The sequence below is a fragment of the Bradyrhizobium sp. 31Argb genome, from assembly GCF_043638955.1.
Classification (GTDB): Bacteria; Pseudomonadota; Alphaproteobacteria; order Rhizobiales; family Xanthobacteraceae; genus Bradyrhizobium.
In genome coordinates this window covers 1-14435 of the sequence record NZ_JBEGDB010000022.1, presented here as the reverse complement: position 1 = coordinate 14435, position 14435 = coordinate 1, and the positions used below count along the sequence as shown (strand labels likewise).

General features: G+C 65.3%; 16 protein-coding genes. 10 read left to right on the top strand and 6 right to left on the bottom strand.

Annotated elements, in window-relative coordinates; genetic code table 11:
• Positions 1–82: 82 nt before the first annotated feature.
• The 3 genes from AAFX91_RS06675 to AAFX91_RS06665 are packed head-to-tail and all read right to left on the bottom strand — an operon-like array spanning position 83 to position 3167.
• Positions 83–916 (bottom strand): ABC transporter ATP-binding protein, encoded by an 834-nt coding sequence (locus tag AAFX91_RS06675; RefSeq protein WP_394565924.1) that lies wholly within the window; start codon positions 914–916, stop codon positions 83–85.
• Positions 913–2238 carry a high-affinity branched-chain amino acid ABC transporter permease LivM gene (gene livM / locus AAFX91_RS06670; protein ID WP_394565923.1) on the bottom strand — a complete coding sequence of 442 codons (1326 nt, stop codon included), beginning with the start codon at positions 2236–2238 and terminating at the stop codon, positions 913–915. Before livM ends, AAFX91_RS06675 begins: the two co-directional genes overlap by 4 nt.
• An 11-nt stretch (positions 2239–2249) precedes the next feature.
• The gene (locus AAFX91_RS06665; protein WP_394565922.1) at positions 2250–3167 is read right to left on the bottom strand and encodes a branched-chain amino acid ABC transporter permease LivH; all 918 of its coding nucleotides are present in this window, start codon (positions 3165–3167) and stop codon (positions 2250–2252) included.
• 267 nt (positions 3168–3434) lie between these two features.
• Here AAFX91_RS06665 and AAFX91_RS06660 point away from each other — a divergent pair, with 267 nt between their 5' ends.
• Both AAFX91_RS06660 and AAFX91_RS06655 read left to right on the top strand, forming a co-directional pair.
• Positions 3435–3620: a hypothetical protein gene (locus AAFX91_RS06660; RefSeq protein ID WP_130580250.1), complete on the top strand. Its 186-nt coding sequence runs from the start codon at positions 3435–3437 to the stop codon at positions 3618–3620.
• Between the two features lie 191 nt (positions 3621–3811).
• Positions 3812–4339, top strand: a complete 528-nt coding sequence (locus AAFX91_RS06655; protein WP_282527255.1) for a hypothetical protein — start codon at positions 3812–3814, stop codon at positions 4337–4339.
• Here AAFX91_RS06655 and AAFX91_RS06650 read toward each other — a convergent pair.
• The 3 genes from AAFX91_RS06650 to AAFX91_RS06640 form a co-directional block, all read right to left on the bottom strand.
• Positions 4319–4711 carry a carboxymuconolactone decarboxylase family protein gene (locus AAFX91_RS06650; RefSeq protein ID WP_394565921.1) on the bottom strand — a complete coding sequence of 131 codons (393 nt, stop codon included), beginning with the start codon at positions 4709–4711 and terminating at the stop codon, positions 4319–4321. The genes AAFX91_RS06655 and AAFX91_RS06650 overlap by 21 nt on opposite strands.
• A 105-nt stretch (positions 4712–4816) precedes the next feature.
• Entirely contained in the window at positions 4817–5599 is a 783-nt protein-coding gene (gene pcaD / locus AAFX91_RS06645) for a 3-oxoadipate enol-lactonase (RefSeq protein WP_394565920.1), read from the bottom strand.
• A gap of 148 nt (positions 5600–5747) precedes the next feature.
• On the bottom strand, positions 5748–7106 hold the full coding sequence (locus AAFX91_RS06640; RefSeq protein ID WP_394565919.1) for a 3-carboxy-cis,cis-muconate cycloisomerase: 1359 nt from the start codon (positions 7104–7106) through the stop codon (positions 5748–5750).
• 189 nt (positions 7107–7295) lie between these two features.
• On the opposite strand from AAFX91_RS06640, the gene AAFX91_RS06635 reads away from it, so the two are divergent.
• The 8 genes from AAFX91_RS06635 to AAFX91_RS06600 all read left to right on the top strand — a co-directional run bounded on the left by AAFX91_RS06635 (position 7296) and on the right by AAFX91_RS06600 (position 14183).
• Positions 7296–7742 carry a carbon monoxide dehydrogenase subunit G gene (locus AAFX91_RS06635; protein WP_130580255.1) on the top strand — a complete coding sequence of 149 codons (447 nt, stop codon included), beginning with the start codon at positions 7296–7298 and terminating at the stop codon, positions 7740–7742.
• Positions 7743–7928: 186 nt separating this feature from the next.
• Positions 7929–8414: a (2Fe-2S)-binding protein gene (locus AAFX91_RS06630; RefSeq protein WP_130580256.1), complete on the top strand. Its 486-nt coding sequence runs from the start codon at positions 7929–7931 to the stop codon at positions 8412–8414.
• Positions 8415–8465: 51 nt separating this feature from the next.
• The gene (locus AAFX91_RS06625) at positions 8466–9272 is read left to right on the top strand and encodes a xanthine dehydrogenase family protein subunit M (RefSeq protein ID WP_130580257.1); all 807 of its coding nucleotides are present in this window, start codon (positions 8466–8468) and stop codon (positions 9270–9272) included.
• 37 nt (positions 9273–9309) lie between these two features.
• A complete protein-coding gene (locus AAFX91_RS06620; protein WP_130580258.1) occupies positions 9310–10218 on the top strand; it encodes a MoxR family ATPase in 909 nt (302 codons plus the stop codon).
• 120 nt (positions 10219–10338) lie between these two features.
• Positions 10339–11541, top strand: a complete 1203-nt coding sequence (locus tag AAFX91_RS06615; protein ID WP_394565918.1) for a VWA domain-containing protein — start codon at positions 10339–10341, stop codon at positions 11539–11541.
• Between the two features lie 13 nt (positions 11542–11554).
• Positions 11555–11878 carry an XdhC family protein gene (locus AAFX91_RS06610; protein ID WP_027582816.1) on the top strand — a complete coding sequence of 108 codons (324 nt, stop codon included), beginning with the start codon at positions 11555–11557 and terminating at the stop codon, positions 11876–11878.
• A gap of 2 nt (positions 11879–11880) precedes the next feature.
• Complete coding sequence (locus tag AAFX91_RS06605; protein ID WP_130580260.1) at positions 11881–12582, top strand: XdhC family protein; 702 nt, start codon at positions 11881–11883, stop codon at positions 12580–12582.
• Positions 12579–14183, top strand: coding sequence for an NTP transferase domain-containing protein (locus tag AAFX91_RS06600; RefSeq protein WP_394565917.1), 1605 nt, complete (start codon positions 12579–12581; stop codon positions 14181–14183). Before AAFX91_RS06605 ends, AAFX91_RS06600 begins: the two co-directional genes overlap by 4 nt.
• Positions 14184–14435: the final 252 nt, after the last annotated feature.

The following is a 14435-nucleotide window of genomic DNA, read 5'->3' as shown; positions in this document are numbered from 1 at the left end:
GAAAAGCGAGACCCCCACCCGCCCGCTTCGCGGTCGACCTCCCCCTTGCAGGGGGAGGTGGGAGGCTTCTCGTCGGGCGCGATCACGTGCCGCTCTCCATGACGGCGATGGCTTCTTCCTCGTCGGCGCCGAGATAGGCGGCGATCACCTTGGGATCGTCGCGCACGGCCGCTGGGGTTCCCTCGGCGATCTTGACGCCGTAATCCATCACCACGACGTGGTCGGAAATCTCCATCACCACGGACATGTCGTGCTCGATCAAGAGGATCGAGGTGCCTAGTTCCGAGCGGATCGAGAGCAGCAATTCGCTCAACGCGGCGCTCTCGCGCGCATTCAGGCCGGCAGCCGGCTCGTCGAGGCAGAGCAGCGCAGGCTCGGTGCACATCGCGCGCGCGATCTCAAGCCGGCGCTGGTCGCCGTAGGGAAGGTTGCCGGCGGCATCGTCGGCGCGGTCGAGCAGGCCGATGCGCACAAGCCAGGTGCGCGCCAGCTCGATCGCGCGTGCTTCCGCGCTGCGCCAGGATGGCGCGCCGATGAGGCCGAGGAAGGTCAGGCCGGAGGCGCGCATCAGTGCGTTGTGCTGCGCCACCATCAGATTCTCCAGCGCAGTCATGCCGGGGAACAGGCGGATGTTCTGGAAGGTGCGCGCCACACGCGCCTGCTTGGAGATACGGAAATCGTTCAGGCGTTCGAGCTGGATCGTCTTGCCGTCGTTATGGGTCAGCGCGATCGAGCCGCCGCTCGGCCTGTAGAAACCGGTGATGCAGTTGAAGACGGTGGTCTTGCCGGCGCCGTTCGGACCGATCAGCGCGGTGATCTTGCGCCGTCCGGCATCGAAGGAGAGATTGTTCACGGCGACGATGCCGCCGAACCGCATCGACAGGCCATCGACGGAGAGGATGGTCTCGCCGCTCATCCGTGCCCCTCCTTGACGAGATCGGAGGAGATCGCCTCGTTGCGCTCGAGATAGACGGTCGGGGCGCGATGGCCGATCAATCCGCGCGGCCGCCAGATCATCAGCAGCACCATCGCCATCCCGAACACGAGCATGCGGTACTGGTCGAGGCCGCGGAACAGTTCGAAGCCGCCGATCATCGCCAGCGCAGCCAGCGCCACGCCGAGCTGCGAGCCCATGCCGCCGAGCACGACGATGGCGAGCACCAGCGCGGATTCCTGGAAGGTGAAGGATTCCGGGCTGATGAAGCCCTGGCGCGTCGCAAAGAACGCGCCGGCAAAGCCGCCGAACATCGCGCCGGTGGCAAAGGCCGTGAGCTTGGTCGTGGTGGTGTTGATGCCGAGCGCGCGGCAGGCGACTTCGTCCTCGCGCAGAGCCTCCCAGGCGCGGCCGATCGGCAGGCGGCGCAGTCGGATTGTCACCCAGTTGGTCAGCAGCGCCATCGCCAGGATCACGTAGAACAGGAAGACGATGCGGTGCGTCGGCGAGAACTCGATGCCGAGCCGCGCCGCCAGCCCGTCTTCACCTGGCGTGAGCGGAATGCCGAACAAGGTCGGCCGCGGGATGCCGGAGACGCCGTTCGGTCCTCCCGTCAGGCTTTGCCAATTGATGATGACGAGGCGGATGATTTCGCCGAAGGCCAGCGTCACGATCGCGAGATAGTCGCCGCGCAATCTGAGCACGGGAAAGCCGAGCAGCACGCCCCAGAACGCCGCGAGGATGCCGGCGAGCGGCAGGCAGACCCAGAACGACAGTCCGAAATTGGTGGCGAGCAGCGCGTAGGAATAGGCGCCGACGGCGTAGAAGGCGACATAGCCGAGATCGAGCAGGCCGGCGAGGCCGACGACCACGTTCAATCCCCAGCCGAGCATCACATAGGTGAGCACGAGGATCGCGAGATCGAGGATGTAGCGCTGATCATAGAAGATCACCGGCACCAGGAAGGTGAAGATCAGCAGCGCCGGTGCGATCAGACGTCCGGCGAGCGACAGCGCATGTTGCACCGCTGGTGGAACGACACGGACCTTGTCGGTCGGCCCCCACCATTGCCGCAGCAGCTCGATGACGATGCTGCCGCCGAACACGGCGGCGACGATGGCGGCGAGATCGCCGAACCGCGTCCAGTAGATCAGCCCGCCCTGCGGGCCGGCCTCGGTGCGGACGCCGATCATCAGCGAGAACAGCACCAGCGCGACGAGGGCGCTGATCGTGGCCTTCTTGAGGATGAAGGCGACGCCGCTCGCGCGCGACGCCGGTTTCTTCTCGAGCGTTGACGCGGTCACGCGGCCGCCCGTCAGACTTTTTCGACTTCAGGCCGGCCGAGCAGGCCGGTCGGAAGGAAGATCAGGACCACGATCAGGATCGAAAAGGCGGCAACGTCCTTGTATTCGACCGAGAAATAGGCCGACCAGAACGTCTCGATCAGCCCGATCGCCAATCCCCCCAGCATCGCGCCGGGCAGCGAGCCGATGCCGCCGAGGACCGCGGCGGTGAAGGCCTTGATGCCGGCGACGAAGCCCATGAAGAAATCGACCAGGCCGTAATAGAGCAGGTACATCATGCCGGCGACAGCGGCGAGCGCGGCACCGATCACGAAAGTCATGGAGATGGTGCGGTCGACGTCGACGCCGAGCAGCGCCGCCATGGTCTGGTCCTGCTCGCAAGCGCGCATGTCGCGCCCGAGCCGCGTGCGCGACACCAGCCAGGTGAACAGCGCGAGCAGCACCACGGTGGCGAGCACGACGATGATCTGGATATTCGAGAGCTGCACCACGAAGCCGCTTGCGCCCTCATGCAGCGTGTAGCCGCCGGTGATGATCGGCGGCACCGGTTTGACGCGCGCACCTTGCGCGACTTGAGAGAAATTCGTCAGCACGAAGGACATGCCGATCGCCGACAGCATCGGCGCCAGGCGGAACGAATGCCGCAACGGCCGGTAGGCGATGCGCTCCACCGTCCAGCCATAGAGCGCGGTGATCGCCATCGACACCAGCAGCACGACGAACAGCACCAGCGGGATCGCGGTGAGGCCGAGCGAGACCAGCACCAAAAATGAGATCAGCGCGATGAAACCGCCGATCATGAAGATATCGCCATGGGCGAAATTGATCATGCCGACGATGCCATAGACCATGGTGTAGCCGATCGCGATCAGCCCGTAGATCGAGCCGAGCACGAGACCGTTGATGAGTTGCTGAGCGAAATAATCCATGCGCTGCCGCTTGTGAGAGAGCGACGCGGCGAGGGCTCCCGGCAGCCTTGTCCGACGCGTCGTATCATTTTCTAACAGTGGAACCCCTTGGGCGGCAACAGCGGGAGCTGCGGCATCAAGGGCTTGTACAGAGGTAGTTTTGCCATCGGTTCCCGATCCCGCATTCGCTCACCGTGACGTGACGGTTCCCGCCGAAACGGCGTCCTGGTTCCCGCGTTGGCCCCGTGCCTGGTTCGAAGGGACCAGGTCCAACCAGGGAGATTGCGAATGGCCAATCAGAACCAGAACGCGGGTCAGCAGAATCAAAATCCGGGCCAGAAGCCCGGTCAGCAGCAGGGCGGCGGCAGCAAGCCCGGCCAGCAGCAGCAGGACCCGAACCGTCAGGGCCAGAATCCGGGCCAGAATCCTGGCCAGAATCCCGGCCAAGGCCAGAACCCCGGCCAAGGGCGCTAGTTTCCCGTCCAAGCGAGAGCAAAAGGAAGGTCCTGCCGAAAGGCGGGACTTTCTTTTGGACGCTGTCCACAGCGGCGGCCGCCCCAATTAAGGTTAACAAAGGGTTTAGATTGCCGCTTCAGTTCCAACGAAGTTACCTCGTCCCAAACCGCCATCGCGGCGTCGGCGAGCGGAACAGCAGGGAGCGGCAGATGTCGACGAACTGGCGGATCAGCTCATTCAGCGGCGCGCTGCTTGCCGCCTATTTCATCCCGGCCTGGACCAGCATCGCCTTCCAGATCATGGCCTCGCCGGTCCGCGGTCTCTATGAACGGCCGAGCGTGTCGATCGGGTTCTTTATCAGCGATCATCTGCATCTGTCGGGCGTGGCGAGCGTGCGTGTCGCCTGGCTGCTGGCGCTCGTGCGGATCACCACGGTTGCCTTTTTCGCGCTGTACCTAGTGCTGCTTTCGCTTCGCTCGGTCCGCGAGCGCGGCGGCGGCGATGAGACGCTCGGCATGGCGCTCGTGCTCGGCAGCGTGCTCAGCTTCGTCAGCATGCTGGCCGCGTCCGTGGTCGGCGAGGCCGAGGCGCTGCGGCTGCATGCGACCGAACTGTTGATGCTGCTCGGTATCGGCATCGTGCTGCTGGTCGAGGGCGCCGCGCCGCGGGTGGCCGAAGTGCGCAACAATGTTGATGCGAGCGTGCCCGCCGGCGAACTATCTCTTCAGCAACCCTAGTTCCGCGACGATCGCGGAGGCTTCCTTCATCGCATGGTTGGCGGCCGGCACGCCGCAATAGATCGCCTGCTGCAGCAGGATCTCCTTGATGTCGTCGGGCGAAAAGCCGCCTTCGGTGAGGGCTGCGCGAACATGCAGGCGGAATTCGTCCCACTGCCCAAGCGCGACCATGGTGCCGATGACAAGCACGCGCCGCGTGCGATGGTCGAAATGCGGCCGCGTCCAGATATCGCCCCAGGCGTAGCGCGTGATCAGGTCCTGGAAGTCGGTGTTGAACGCGTTGCGATTGGCGATCGATTTATCGACCCATTCATTGCCGAGCACTTTGCGGCGCTGGGTCATGCCCTCGTCGCGGCGCTTGTCGTCGTCCATGATTGTCTCCTCCCGTCATTGCGAGGAGCGAAGCGACGAAGCAATCCATATTTCCACAAGTGGCGCTATGGATTGCTTCGCTTCGCTCGCAATGACGGCACTCGTTTAGCGTTGCGTCAGGAAGCCGACCAGGGCTTCGGTGAAGGCGTGCGACTGCTCGACGTTGGAGATATGCGCGGCATCGAGGATCGTCATGCTCGCACCGGGGATGCGGCTGCGGATGTATTCGCCCGCGGCGATCGGCGTTGCCATGTCGTGACGGCCGGCGATCACCAGCGTCGGGCTCTTGATGTCAGGCAGCAGCTCGCGCTGGTCGAGCGTGCTCAAGGCTTCGCAGCAGGCGATGTAGCCCTCGGCAGGCGAGGCCAACAGCATCGCTTTCATCCGGGCTGCGATCTGCGGCTCGCGCTCGCGGAAATCGGCCGTCAGCCAGCCCGCGATCACGGTGTCGGCGACCGCGGCGAGGCCGCCTTCCTTCACGGCCTTGATGCGGTTGTGCCAGTTGGTCGGGTCCGGGTAGTAGCAGGCGGTGTTGGAGAGGATGATCTTGCCGAAGCGTTCGGGCGCGTTGGCCCCTAGCCATTGCCCGACCATGCCGCCCATCGACAGGCCGCACCAATGCGTCTTCTCGATATTGAGATCGTCGAGGATCGCCAGCACGTCGCGGCCGAAACGCTCCATCGAATAGGGGCCGGGAGGGACCTGCGACTTGCCGTGGCCGCGCCGGTCGTAGCGGATGACGCGGAACACCTGCGTCAGCGCCTTCATCTGCGGTTCCCACATCTGCAACGTGCAGCCCAGCGAATTCGACAGCATCAGCGTCGGCCCGCCATCGCGGCCTTCCACCTGGACGTTGAGTAGGCATCCGTCGGCGTCGATCATCGGCATGGTCTGCGTTCCTTCATTCTCTCCACACGCTCCGTCATTCCGGGGCGATGCGATAGCATCGAGCCCGGAATCCATTTCTCCGCCCGCGCAAGTGGTCGAATGGATTCCGGGTTCGCGCTTCGCGCGCCCCGGAATGACCGCGGGTGTCTTACGACAAATCCTTAAGCGAGGCGAGCAGGCGGTCGATCAGCGCCTGCGAGGCGCCCTGATAGGACATTGGCTCGAATAGTTTTTCGATTCTGTCCGCGGCAAGCTGCGCGGTCACCTGCGGATCCGCGGTCAACACGTCGCGCAGGTGCTTCTGTTCGGCGACCGCCTTCTTGCTGGCGGCTTCGATCAGATGATGCGCTTCGCTCTTGCCGAGCTTTTCGGCGAGCGCCATCGACACCGCTTCGGCCATGATCAGCCCCTTGGTCGCATCGAGGTTGACGCGCATGCGCGCGGCGTCGACTTCCAGGCCCTCGGCGAGCTCGACGGTGGCGGCGAGCGCGCCTGAGGTGACCAGCATCAGCGTCGGCAAGGTCGGCCATTCCGCGTGCCACGGCCCGGCGCTGCGCTCGTGGTCCTGGACCTGCGCGGCGAGGATCGTCGCGGCGAGATTGGGGGCCATGGTGGCGGCGGCGAGTGCGGTTGCGGCGGCAACGGGATTGCGCTTGTGCGGCATGGTGGAGGAGCCGCCGCGGCCTTCGCCCGACGGCTCGAATGCCTCGGCGACGTCGGTCTGCATCATCAGCGACACGTCGCGGGCGATCTTGCCGCAGCTACCGGCGATGATGGCAAAGGCGGAGGCGATTTCCGCGATGCGGTCGCGGTGGGTGTGCCAGGGCGCCTCCGGCAACGGCAGGCCGAGTTCCTGCGCCAGCTTTTCGGCGACCGCCATGCCCTTGTCGCCGAGCGCAGCCAGCGTCCCGGCCGCGCCGCCGAATTGCAGGGCCAACGCCTCGCGGCGCAGACGCTGCAGGCGCTTGCGCGAGCGGTGCAGGCTTGCGGCATATTCGGCGAGCTTGAGGCCGAACGGCATCGGCAGCGCGTGCTGCAGCCAGGTGCGCGCGACCACCGCCGTGTCGCGATGCTGGCGGGCGAGTTTGGCAAAGCCCGCGATGGCCCGATCGAGTTCGGCCAGCAACACATCGATGCCGGCGCGCAAGGTGAGCATCGTCGCGGTGTCGATGACGTCCTGGCTGGTCGCGCCCCAATGCACATAGCGCGCGGCTTCCTTATGGGCTTTGGCGACCTCGGCGGTGAGCGCCTTGACCAGCGGAATAGCCAGGTTGCCTGACCGAACAGCGGCTTCTGCGAGCGCCGCGCGGTCGAATGATTCGGCTTTGCAGGCCGCGCCGATCGGGCCGGCAGCGGCATTCGGAATCACGCCGACCGCTGCTTCGGCGCGCGCCAGTGCTGCCTCGAAATCGAGCATATTCTGCAAGGTGGCAGCGTCGTCGCACACCGCGCGCATCGCGGCGCTTGACAGCATCGGTGCCAGCAGCGGGGAAAGGGATGTGCTCATCGCGGCGACCTAATCATTGTCGGCCGCCGCTGCCAATGGCCCTTCTGGATCGAGCCCGGCGTCGTCACAAGGGTGGCCTCCGTTTTGCTGCGCTGCGAATATGCATCGCTCGTGGTCGGATGCCGGTCTTTCCTTTGTGGCGGCTGTGCTTTACTTGGGTGTTGGTTTGATGCGATCGCGGAGGCTCTCATGGCAATGACGATGAACGGCGAGGTCCAGCTTGCGGCGCCGCGCGAGGCCGTGTGGGCCAAGCTCAACGATCCCGAGGTGTTGAAGGTCTGCATCCCCGGCTGCGAGGAATTGGAGAAGACCGAGGACAACGGCTTTCGCGCGGTTGCCAAGATGAAGGTCGGCCCGGTCTCGGCGCGCTTCAAGGGCAAGGTCATGCTGTCCGATCTCGATCCGCCCAACGGCTACAAGATCTCGGGCGAAGGCGAGGGCGGGGTTGCCGGATTCGCCAAGGGCGGCGCGACGGTCGCGCTTGCCGAGAAGGATGGCGGCACACTCCTGAGTTACAATGTCGAGGCGCAGATCGGCGGCAAGCTCGCCCAGCTCGGCCAGCGCCTGATCAACGGCGCGGCCAAGAAACTGGCCGATGAATTCTTTGCGAATTTCGCCAAGGCCGTGCAAGGCTGACACTGACACGGCCGTCTCTAAGATAAAGACTGACGGCGCTGCACAATGGCGCCAGAACAACGCTCGGTCATCCGGCCATGCGAGCGGCGAGGTTGCCCATTGCGGTGATGGCCCATATTATGGCTTTGGAACGGTTATAAACGCCTGTTCTGTCGATATGCGGCAGAGCAGATCAAGAGAGTGCTGATGGCCAAGATTTCCCTGATCGTGAACGGCAATCCCGTCACCGCTAACGTCGACCCCCGTACCCTTCTCGTCCAATTCCTTCGTGAAAACCTGCGGTTGACCGGGACCCATGTCGGTTGCGACACCTCGCAATGCGGCGCCTGCGTCGTGCATCTCGACGGCAAGGCCGTGAAATCCTGCACCACGCTTGCGGTGATGGCCGACGGCCATGACGTCAAGACCATCGAGGGACTGGCGCCGGATGGCGGGCCGCTCCATCCGATGCAGGAAGCGTTCCGCGAGAATCATGGCCTGCAGTGCGGCTTCTGCACGCCCGGCATGATCATGACCGCGGTCGACATGGTGCACCGCAAGGGTAACGACCTCTCCGACGAGGTGATCCGCGAAGAGCTCGAAGGCAATCTGTGCCGCTGCACCGGCTATCAGAACATCGTCGCCTCGATCGCCGCCGGCGCCAAGGCGATGGCGAAGTCCGATCTCGCGTGAACCTCAGCGCATTATATCGCGATCGCGGTTTGAAAATTCCGGGACATTCCAATGTATGAATTCAAATATCATCGTCCGGCGACCGTGCGACAGGCCGCCAATCTGCTGGTGAAGAACGAGGACGCCAAGCTGATCGCCGGCGGCCACACGCTGGTGCCCGTGATGAAGCAGCGGCTCGCGAGCCCGCCGCATCTCGTCGACCTCTCCCATGTCGAGGGCCTCGACACCATCGAGATGAAGGGCCGCGCGCTCGCGATCGGCGCTACCGCCAAGCATGCCGAGGTCGCCAGCTCCGCCGTCGTCGGCGAGGCGATCCCGGCGCTCGCCGACCTCGCAGGTGGGATCGGCGATCCCGCCGTGCGCCATCGCGGCACCATCGGCGGCTCGCTGGCGAACAACGACCCGACCGCCGACTATCCGGCCGCCGTGTTGGCGCTGGGCGCGACCATCGTCACCAACAAGCGGCGGCTCAAGGCGGAAGAGTTCTTCCAGGGCCTGTTCTCGACCGCGCTCGAGGCCGACGAGATCATCACCAAGGTGCAGTTTCCGGTTCCGAAGAAGGCGGCTTACGTCAAGTTCCGCAACCAGGCCTCGCGCTATGCGCTGGTCGGCGTGTTCGTGGCACGGCGGCCGTCGGACGTCCGAGTTGCCGTCACCGGTGCCGGCTCGGACGGCGTGTTCCGCGTCACCGCTTTCGAGGAGGCCCTGCAGAAGCGCTTCTCCCCCAAGGTGCTGGAGGGAATCAACGTGCCGCCGGAAGGGCTGAACAGCGACCTGCATGGCAGCGCCGAATATCGCGCGCATTTGATCGGGGTGCTGGCGCGCCGGGCGGTCGAAGCTGCTAACGCTAAAGCGTGATAGTGCAGGCTGCTTTGACTCCAACACCGGCTTTCCCATGACCGCATCGGCGCTCCCGAAATCCGTCGATGTGCTGCTCGAGCTCCTGACCTCGCGCGGCTATCTCGCCGAGCGGTCGCTCGCGACCGTGACCTATCTGGCGCTGCGCATGGGCCGGCCGTTGTTCCTGGAGGGCGAGGCCGGCGTCGGTAAGACCGAGATCGCCAAGGTGCTGTCTTCAGCGCTCGGGCGGAAGCTGATCCGCCTGCAATGCTATGAGGGTCTCGACGTCGCCTCCGCGGTCTACGAGTGGAGCAGCGCGGCGCAGATGATCGCGATCCGCCTCGCCGAAGCCTCCGGCGACACCGACCGCGACCAGCTTGCGAGCGACATCTTTGCCGAGCGTTTCCTGATCAAGCGGCCGCTGCTGCAGGCGCTGGAGCCTGACGTCGCCGGCCCGCCGGTGCTCCTGATCGATGAGCTCGACCGCGCGGACGAGGCGTTCGAGGCCTATCTTCTGGAGATCCTGTCGGACTTCCAGGTGACGATCCCCGAGCTCGGCACCGTGAAGGCGCCGGCGCCGCCGATCGTGATCATCACCTCCAACCGCACCCGCGAGATCCATGACGCGCTGAAGCGGCGCTGTCTCTATCACTGGGTCGACTATCCCACAGCCGAGCGCGAGCTGGCGATCGTCAAGTCGCGGGTGCCGAACATTTCGGCCAAGCTGTCGCAGCAGGTGGTGCGCTTCGTGCAGGCGCTGCGCGACCAGGATTTCTACAAGTCGCCCGGCGTCGCCGAGACCATCGACTGGGCCACCGCGCTCTCTGAGCTCGATGCCCGCTCGCTGACGCCGCAAGTGGTCGGCGACACCCTCGGTGCGCTCCTGAAGTACCAGGACGACATCGCGCGCATGCAGGGCGACACGCTGCAGAAGGTTTTGAAGGAAGCGACGAGCGAGACGTGATCTCTCGCGCGTGCTTCCGTCGTTCCGGGGCGCGCGTAGCGCGAACCCGGAACCTCGCGCCGCAATCTCCAGATTCCGGGTTCACGCTTCGCGTGCCCCGGAATGACGAGTTGAGAATAGATGCCCATCAACCACCTTGCGCCGCCGACCGGGCACATGGCCGACAATGTCGTCGGCTTTGCCCGTGCGTTGCGGGCGGCCGGGCTGCCGGTCGGACCGGGCTCGGTGATCGATGCGCTCAATGCGCTGCAGCTCATCGAAGTCGGCAGCCGCGCCGATTTCTACGCCACGCTGGAGGCGATCTTCGTCAAGCGCCATGAGCACGCGCTGATCTTTGCCCAGGCCTTCGACCTGTTCTTCCGCGCCGCGGAGGAATGGAAGAGCATGCTGGACTCGGTGCCGCTGCCGGACCACGCCAAGAAGAAGCCGCCGCCGGCCTCGCGGCGTGTGCAGGAGGCGCTGTCGCAGCCCGCGAGCCGGGAGGAGCGGCCGCAGGAGCAGGCGCAGGAACTCAAGCTCTCGGTCTCCGACCGCGAGATATTGCAGAAGAAGGACTTTGCGCAGATGAGCGCGGCCGAGATCGCCGAGGTCACCCGCGCCATCGCCAAGATGAGGTTGCCGCAGGCCGAGCTGGAGACGCGCCGCTACCGGCCGGACGCCCGCGGCCTCCGGCCCGACATGCGCCGCACCATCCGCAATTCCTTGCGCACCGGCGGGGAGATCGTCGACATCCGCAAGCTCGGCCGCATCGACAAGCCGGCGCCGATCGTGGCGCTGCTCGATATCTCCGGCTCGATGAGCGAATATACCCGCCTGTTCCTGCATTTCCTGCATGCCATCACCGACGCGCGCAAGCGCGTCTCGGTGTTCCTGTTCGGCACCCGACTGACCAACGTGACGCGGGCGCTGCGCCAGCGCGATCCGGACGAGGCGCTGGCAAGCTGCTCCTCGAGCGTTGAGGACTGGGCCGGCGGCACCAGGATCGCGACCTCGCTGCATACGTTCAACAAGCTGTGGGCCCGGCGGGTGCTGGGGCAGGGCGCGATCGTGCTGCTGATCTCCGACGGGCTGGAGCGCGAGGCGGACGCCAAGCTTGCCTTCGAGATGGACCGGCTGCATCGTTCCTGCCGCCGCCTGATCTGGCTCAACCCGCTACTGCGCTACAGCGCCTTCGAGCCCAAGGCGCAGGGCATCAAAATGATGCTGCCCCACGTTGACGAATTCCGCCCGGTGCATAACTTGAGTTCCATCAAGGGGCTGATCGAGGCGCTTTCGGCCCCGCCACCGCCTCATCATCGCAGCCTGATCCGCTCCGTAGCTTGAAGAGGGTTTTCAAATGCTCAATCGCGACGAAGACATCCTGAAGGCGGCTGAGGACTGGCAGAAGGCCGGCCACGGGGTGGCGCTGGCCACCGTGGTGGAGACCTGGGGCTCGGCGCCGCGTCCAGCCGGCTCGAGCCTCGTCATCAACGACGAGGGCACATTCCTGGGCTCGGTCTCCGGCGGCTGCGTTGAGGGCGCGGTGGTGACCGAGGCGCTCGACGTGATCTCGAGCGGCCAGCCGAGGATGCTCGAATTCGGCGTGGCTGACGAGACTGCCTGGAATGTCGGCCTGTCCTGCGGCGGCACCATTCGCGTCTTCGTCGAGAAGGTAGGCTAGCCGTGAAGCTCGAAACGCTGAGAGAGCTGAATGCCGAGCGCGCCGCGCGGCGCCCGGTGATCGTCATCACCGACACCGCCAATGGCGAGCAGCGCCTGGTCAAGGCAAAGGACTTTGCTGCCGATCCTCTCAACGCCGAGCTTTCCAAGGCATTGCGGATGGGCAAGAGCACCAACGTCGAGGTCGGCGGCAACAAGCTGTTCCTCAACGTCTACGCGCCGACCGCAAAGCTCGTGATCATCGGGGCCGTCCATATCAGCCAGGCCTTGGCGCCGCTGGCGCGGTCGCTGGATTATGACGTCACCGTCGTCGATCCGCGCACGGCATTTGCGAGTCCCGAGCGCTTTCCCGACGTTCCCCTGGTCGCGGAATGGCCTGACGTCGCGCTGCCGCCGCTCAACGTCGATCACTACACGGCTTTTGTCGCAGTGACGCACGATCCCAAGATCGACGATCCCGCGCTGCTGCACGCCTTTGAGCGCGACTGCTTCTATATCGGGGCTCTCGGCTCGCGGAAGACCCATGCCAAGCGCGGCGAACGGCTGCGCGCGCAAGGGGCGAAGGAGAGCGACATCGCGCGCATCCATGCGCCGATCGGGCTCGACATCGGTGCGGTATCTCCTTCGGAGATAGCAGTCGCCATCATGGCGGAGATCACCGCGACGCTGCGGCTGCCGCCGAAAGAGAAAGAAGTTGCAGCATGAAGTTCGGGCCTGCCAGTCCGCGTGACGCGATTGGCGGCGTCACCGTTCACACACTGCGGCAGGGATCGCTGGTGCTGAAGAAGGGCACCACGATCGGCCCTGCCGAAGTGGAAGCCTTGAACAAGGCCGGAGTGAAGGAAATCGTCGTCGTGCGGCTCGATGAGGGCGACGTCTCCGAAGATGTTGCCGCGGCCAGCATCGCGCAGGCCATTGCCGGCGATGGCGTCAATGTCGAACGCGCCTTTACCGGCCGTGCCAATTTGTTCGCGGGACGCGCCGGCGTGCTGGTGGTTGACCGCGCCGCGGTCGATCGCATCAACGACGTCGACGAGGCGATAACGCTCGCCACGCTGACCGCCTTCAAGCCGGTGGTCGAAGGCGAGATGATCGCCACCGTCAAGCTTATTCCTTTTGGTGTCGAATCGCGCTTGCGCGACGCCGCGGTCGCGGTGGCCGGCCGCGAGACGCTGCGCGTTGCGCCTTACGTCATCAAGAAGGTCGGCCTAGTCTCCACGATGCTGCCCGGCCTGTCGCTGAAGGTGATCGAGAAGACCTTGCGCGTCACCACCGAACGGCTCGCGCCCGCCGGCGCCAGCATCATCGCCGAGCGCCGCGTGCCCCATGAAGAGAAGGTGCTGGCTGCCTCGATCAAGGAATTGCTCGGGCTTGGCGCCGAGCTCGTGATCGTGTTCGGCGCTTCCGCGATCGCCGACCGGCGCGATGTGATCCCGGCGGCGATCACCGGGATCGGCGGCGCGGTCGAGCATTTCGGCATGCCGGTCGATCCGGGCAACCTGCTTCTGATCGGCAGCGCGGGGAAGGTGCCGGTGCTGGGTGCGCCCGGCTGCGCGCGCTCTCCGGTCGAGAACGGATTTGACTGGGTGCTGATGCGCCTGCTTGCAGGGATCAAGGTCACGCGGGCGGAGCTCACCGGCATGGGTGTCGGCGGGCTCTTGATGGAGATCGTGACGCGGCCGCAGCCCCGCACGGGCTCCGACACCGAAGGCAATCGCAACGTCGCAGCCATCGTACTCGCCGCCGGCCGCTCGACGCGGATGGGGGGCCCCAACAAGCTGCTCGCGGAGATCAGCGGCAAGAAGCTCGCGCGCATTGCGGCCGAGCAGGCGCTGGCCTCGAAGGCCTCCGAGGTGATCGTCGTCACCGGCCATCAGGCCGAACTGGTCGAGCAGGCGCTGCAGGGATTGAAGGTGAAATTCGTGCGCAATCCGGATTTTGCCGGCGGGCTCGCAAGCTCGGTGAAGGCGGGCATCTCCGCAGTGTCCGATAGCGTCGACGGCGCCGTGATCTGCCTCGGCGACATGCCGCTGATCGACGCGTCCTTAATCGACCGGCTGATCGAAACCTTTGCGCCCGACCGCGGTCATTTGATCGCGGTGCCGGTCAGCGAAGGAAGGCGCGGCAATCCCGTGCTGTGGTCGCGGCGCTTCTTCAAGGAATTGATGACGCTCGATGGCGACATCGGTGCCCGCCACCTGATCGCCAAGCACGCCGAAGCCGTGGCCGAAGTCCCCGTCGACGGCCAGAGCGCCTTCCTCGACATCGACACCCCGCAAGCCCTCGAAGCCGCGCGCGGTTCGTAAGCGATCTCTCCCGGAATTGTAGGGTGGGCAAAGGCGCGTCAGCGCCGTGCCCACCATCGCACACTGTGCTCTTGATGGTGGGCACGCTGCGCTTTGCCCACCCTACGCGTCTTTCCGTCGTCCCGGCCAAGCGAAGCGCGAGCCGGGACCCATATGTGGACGGCCCCCGTGGCACAGAGCTTTTGAGGTGATCGGATCGCTGCATCCATATGTCCGGCCTGTTTGATGCGATCGGATGATCGCTGGCCAAGA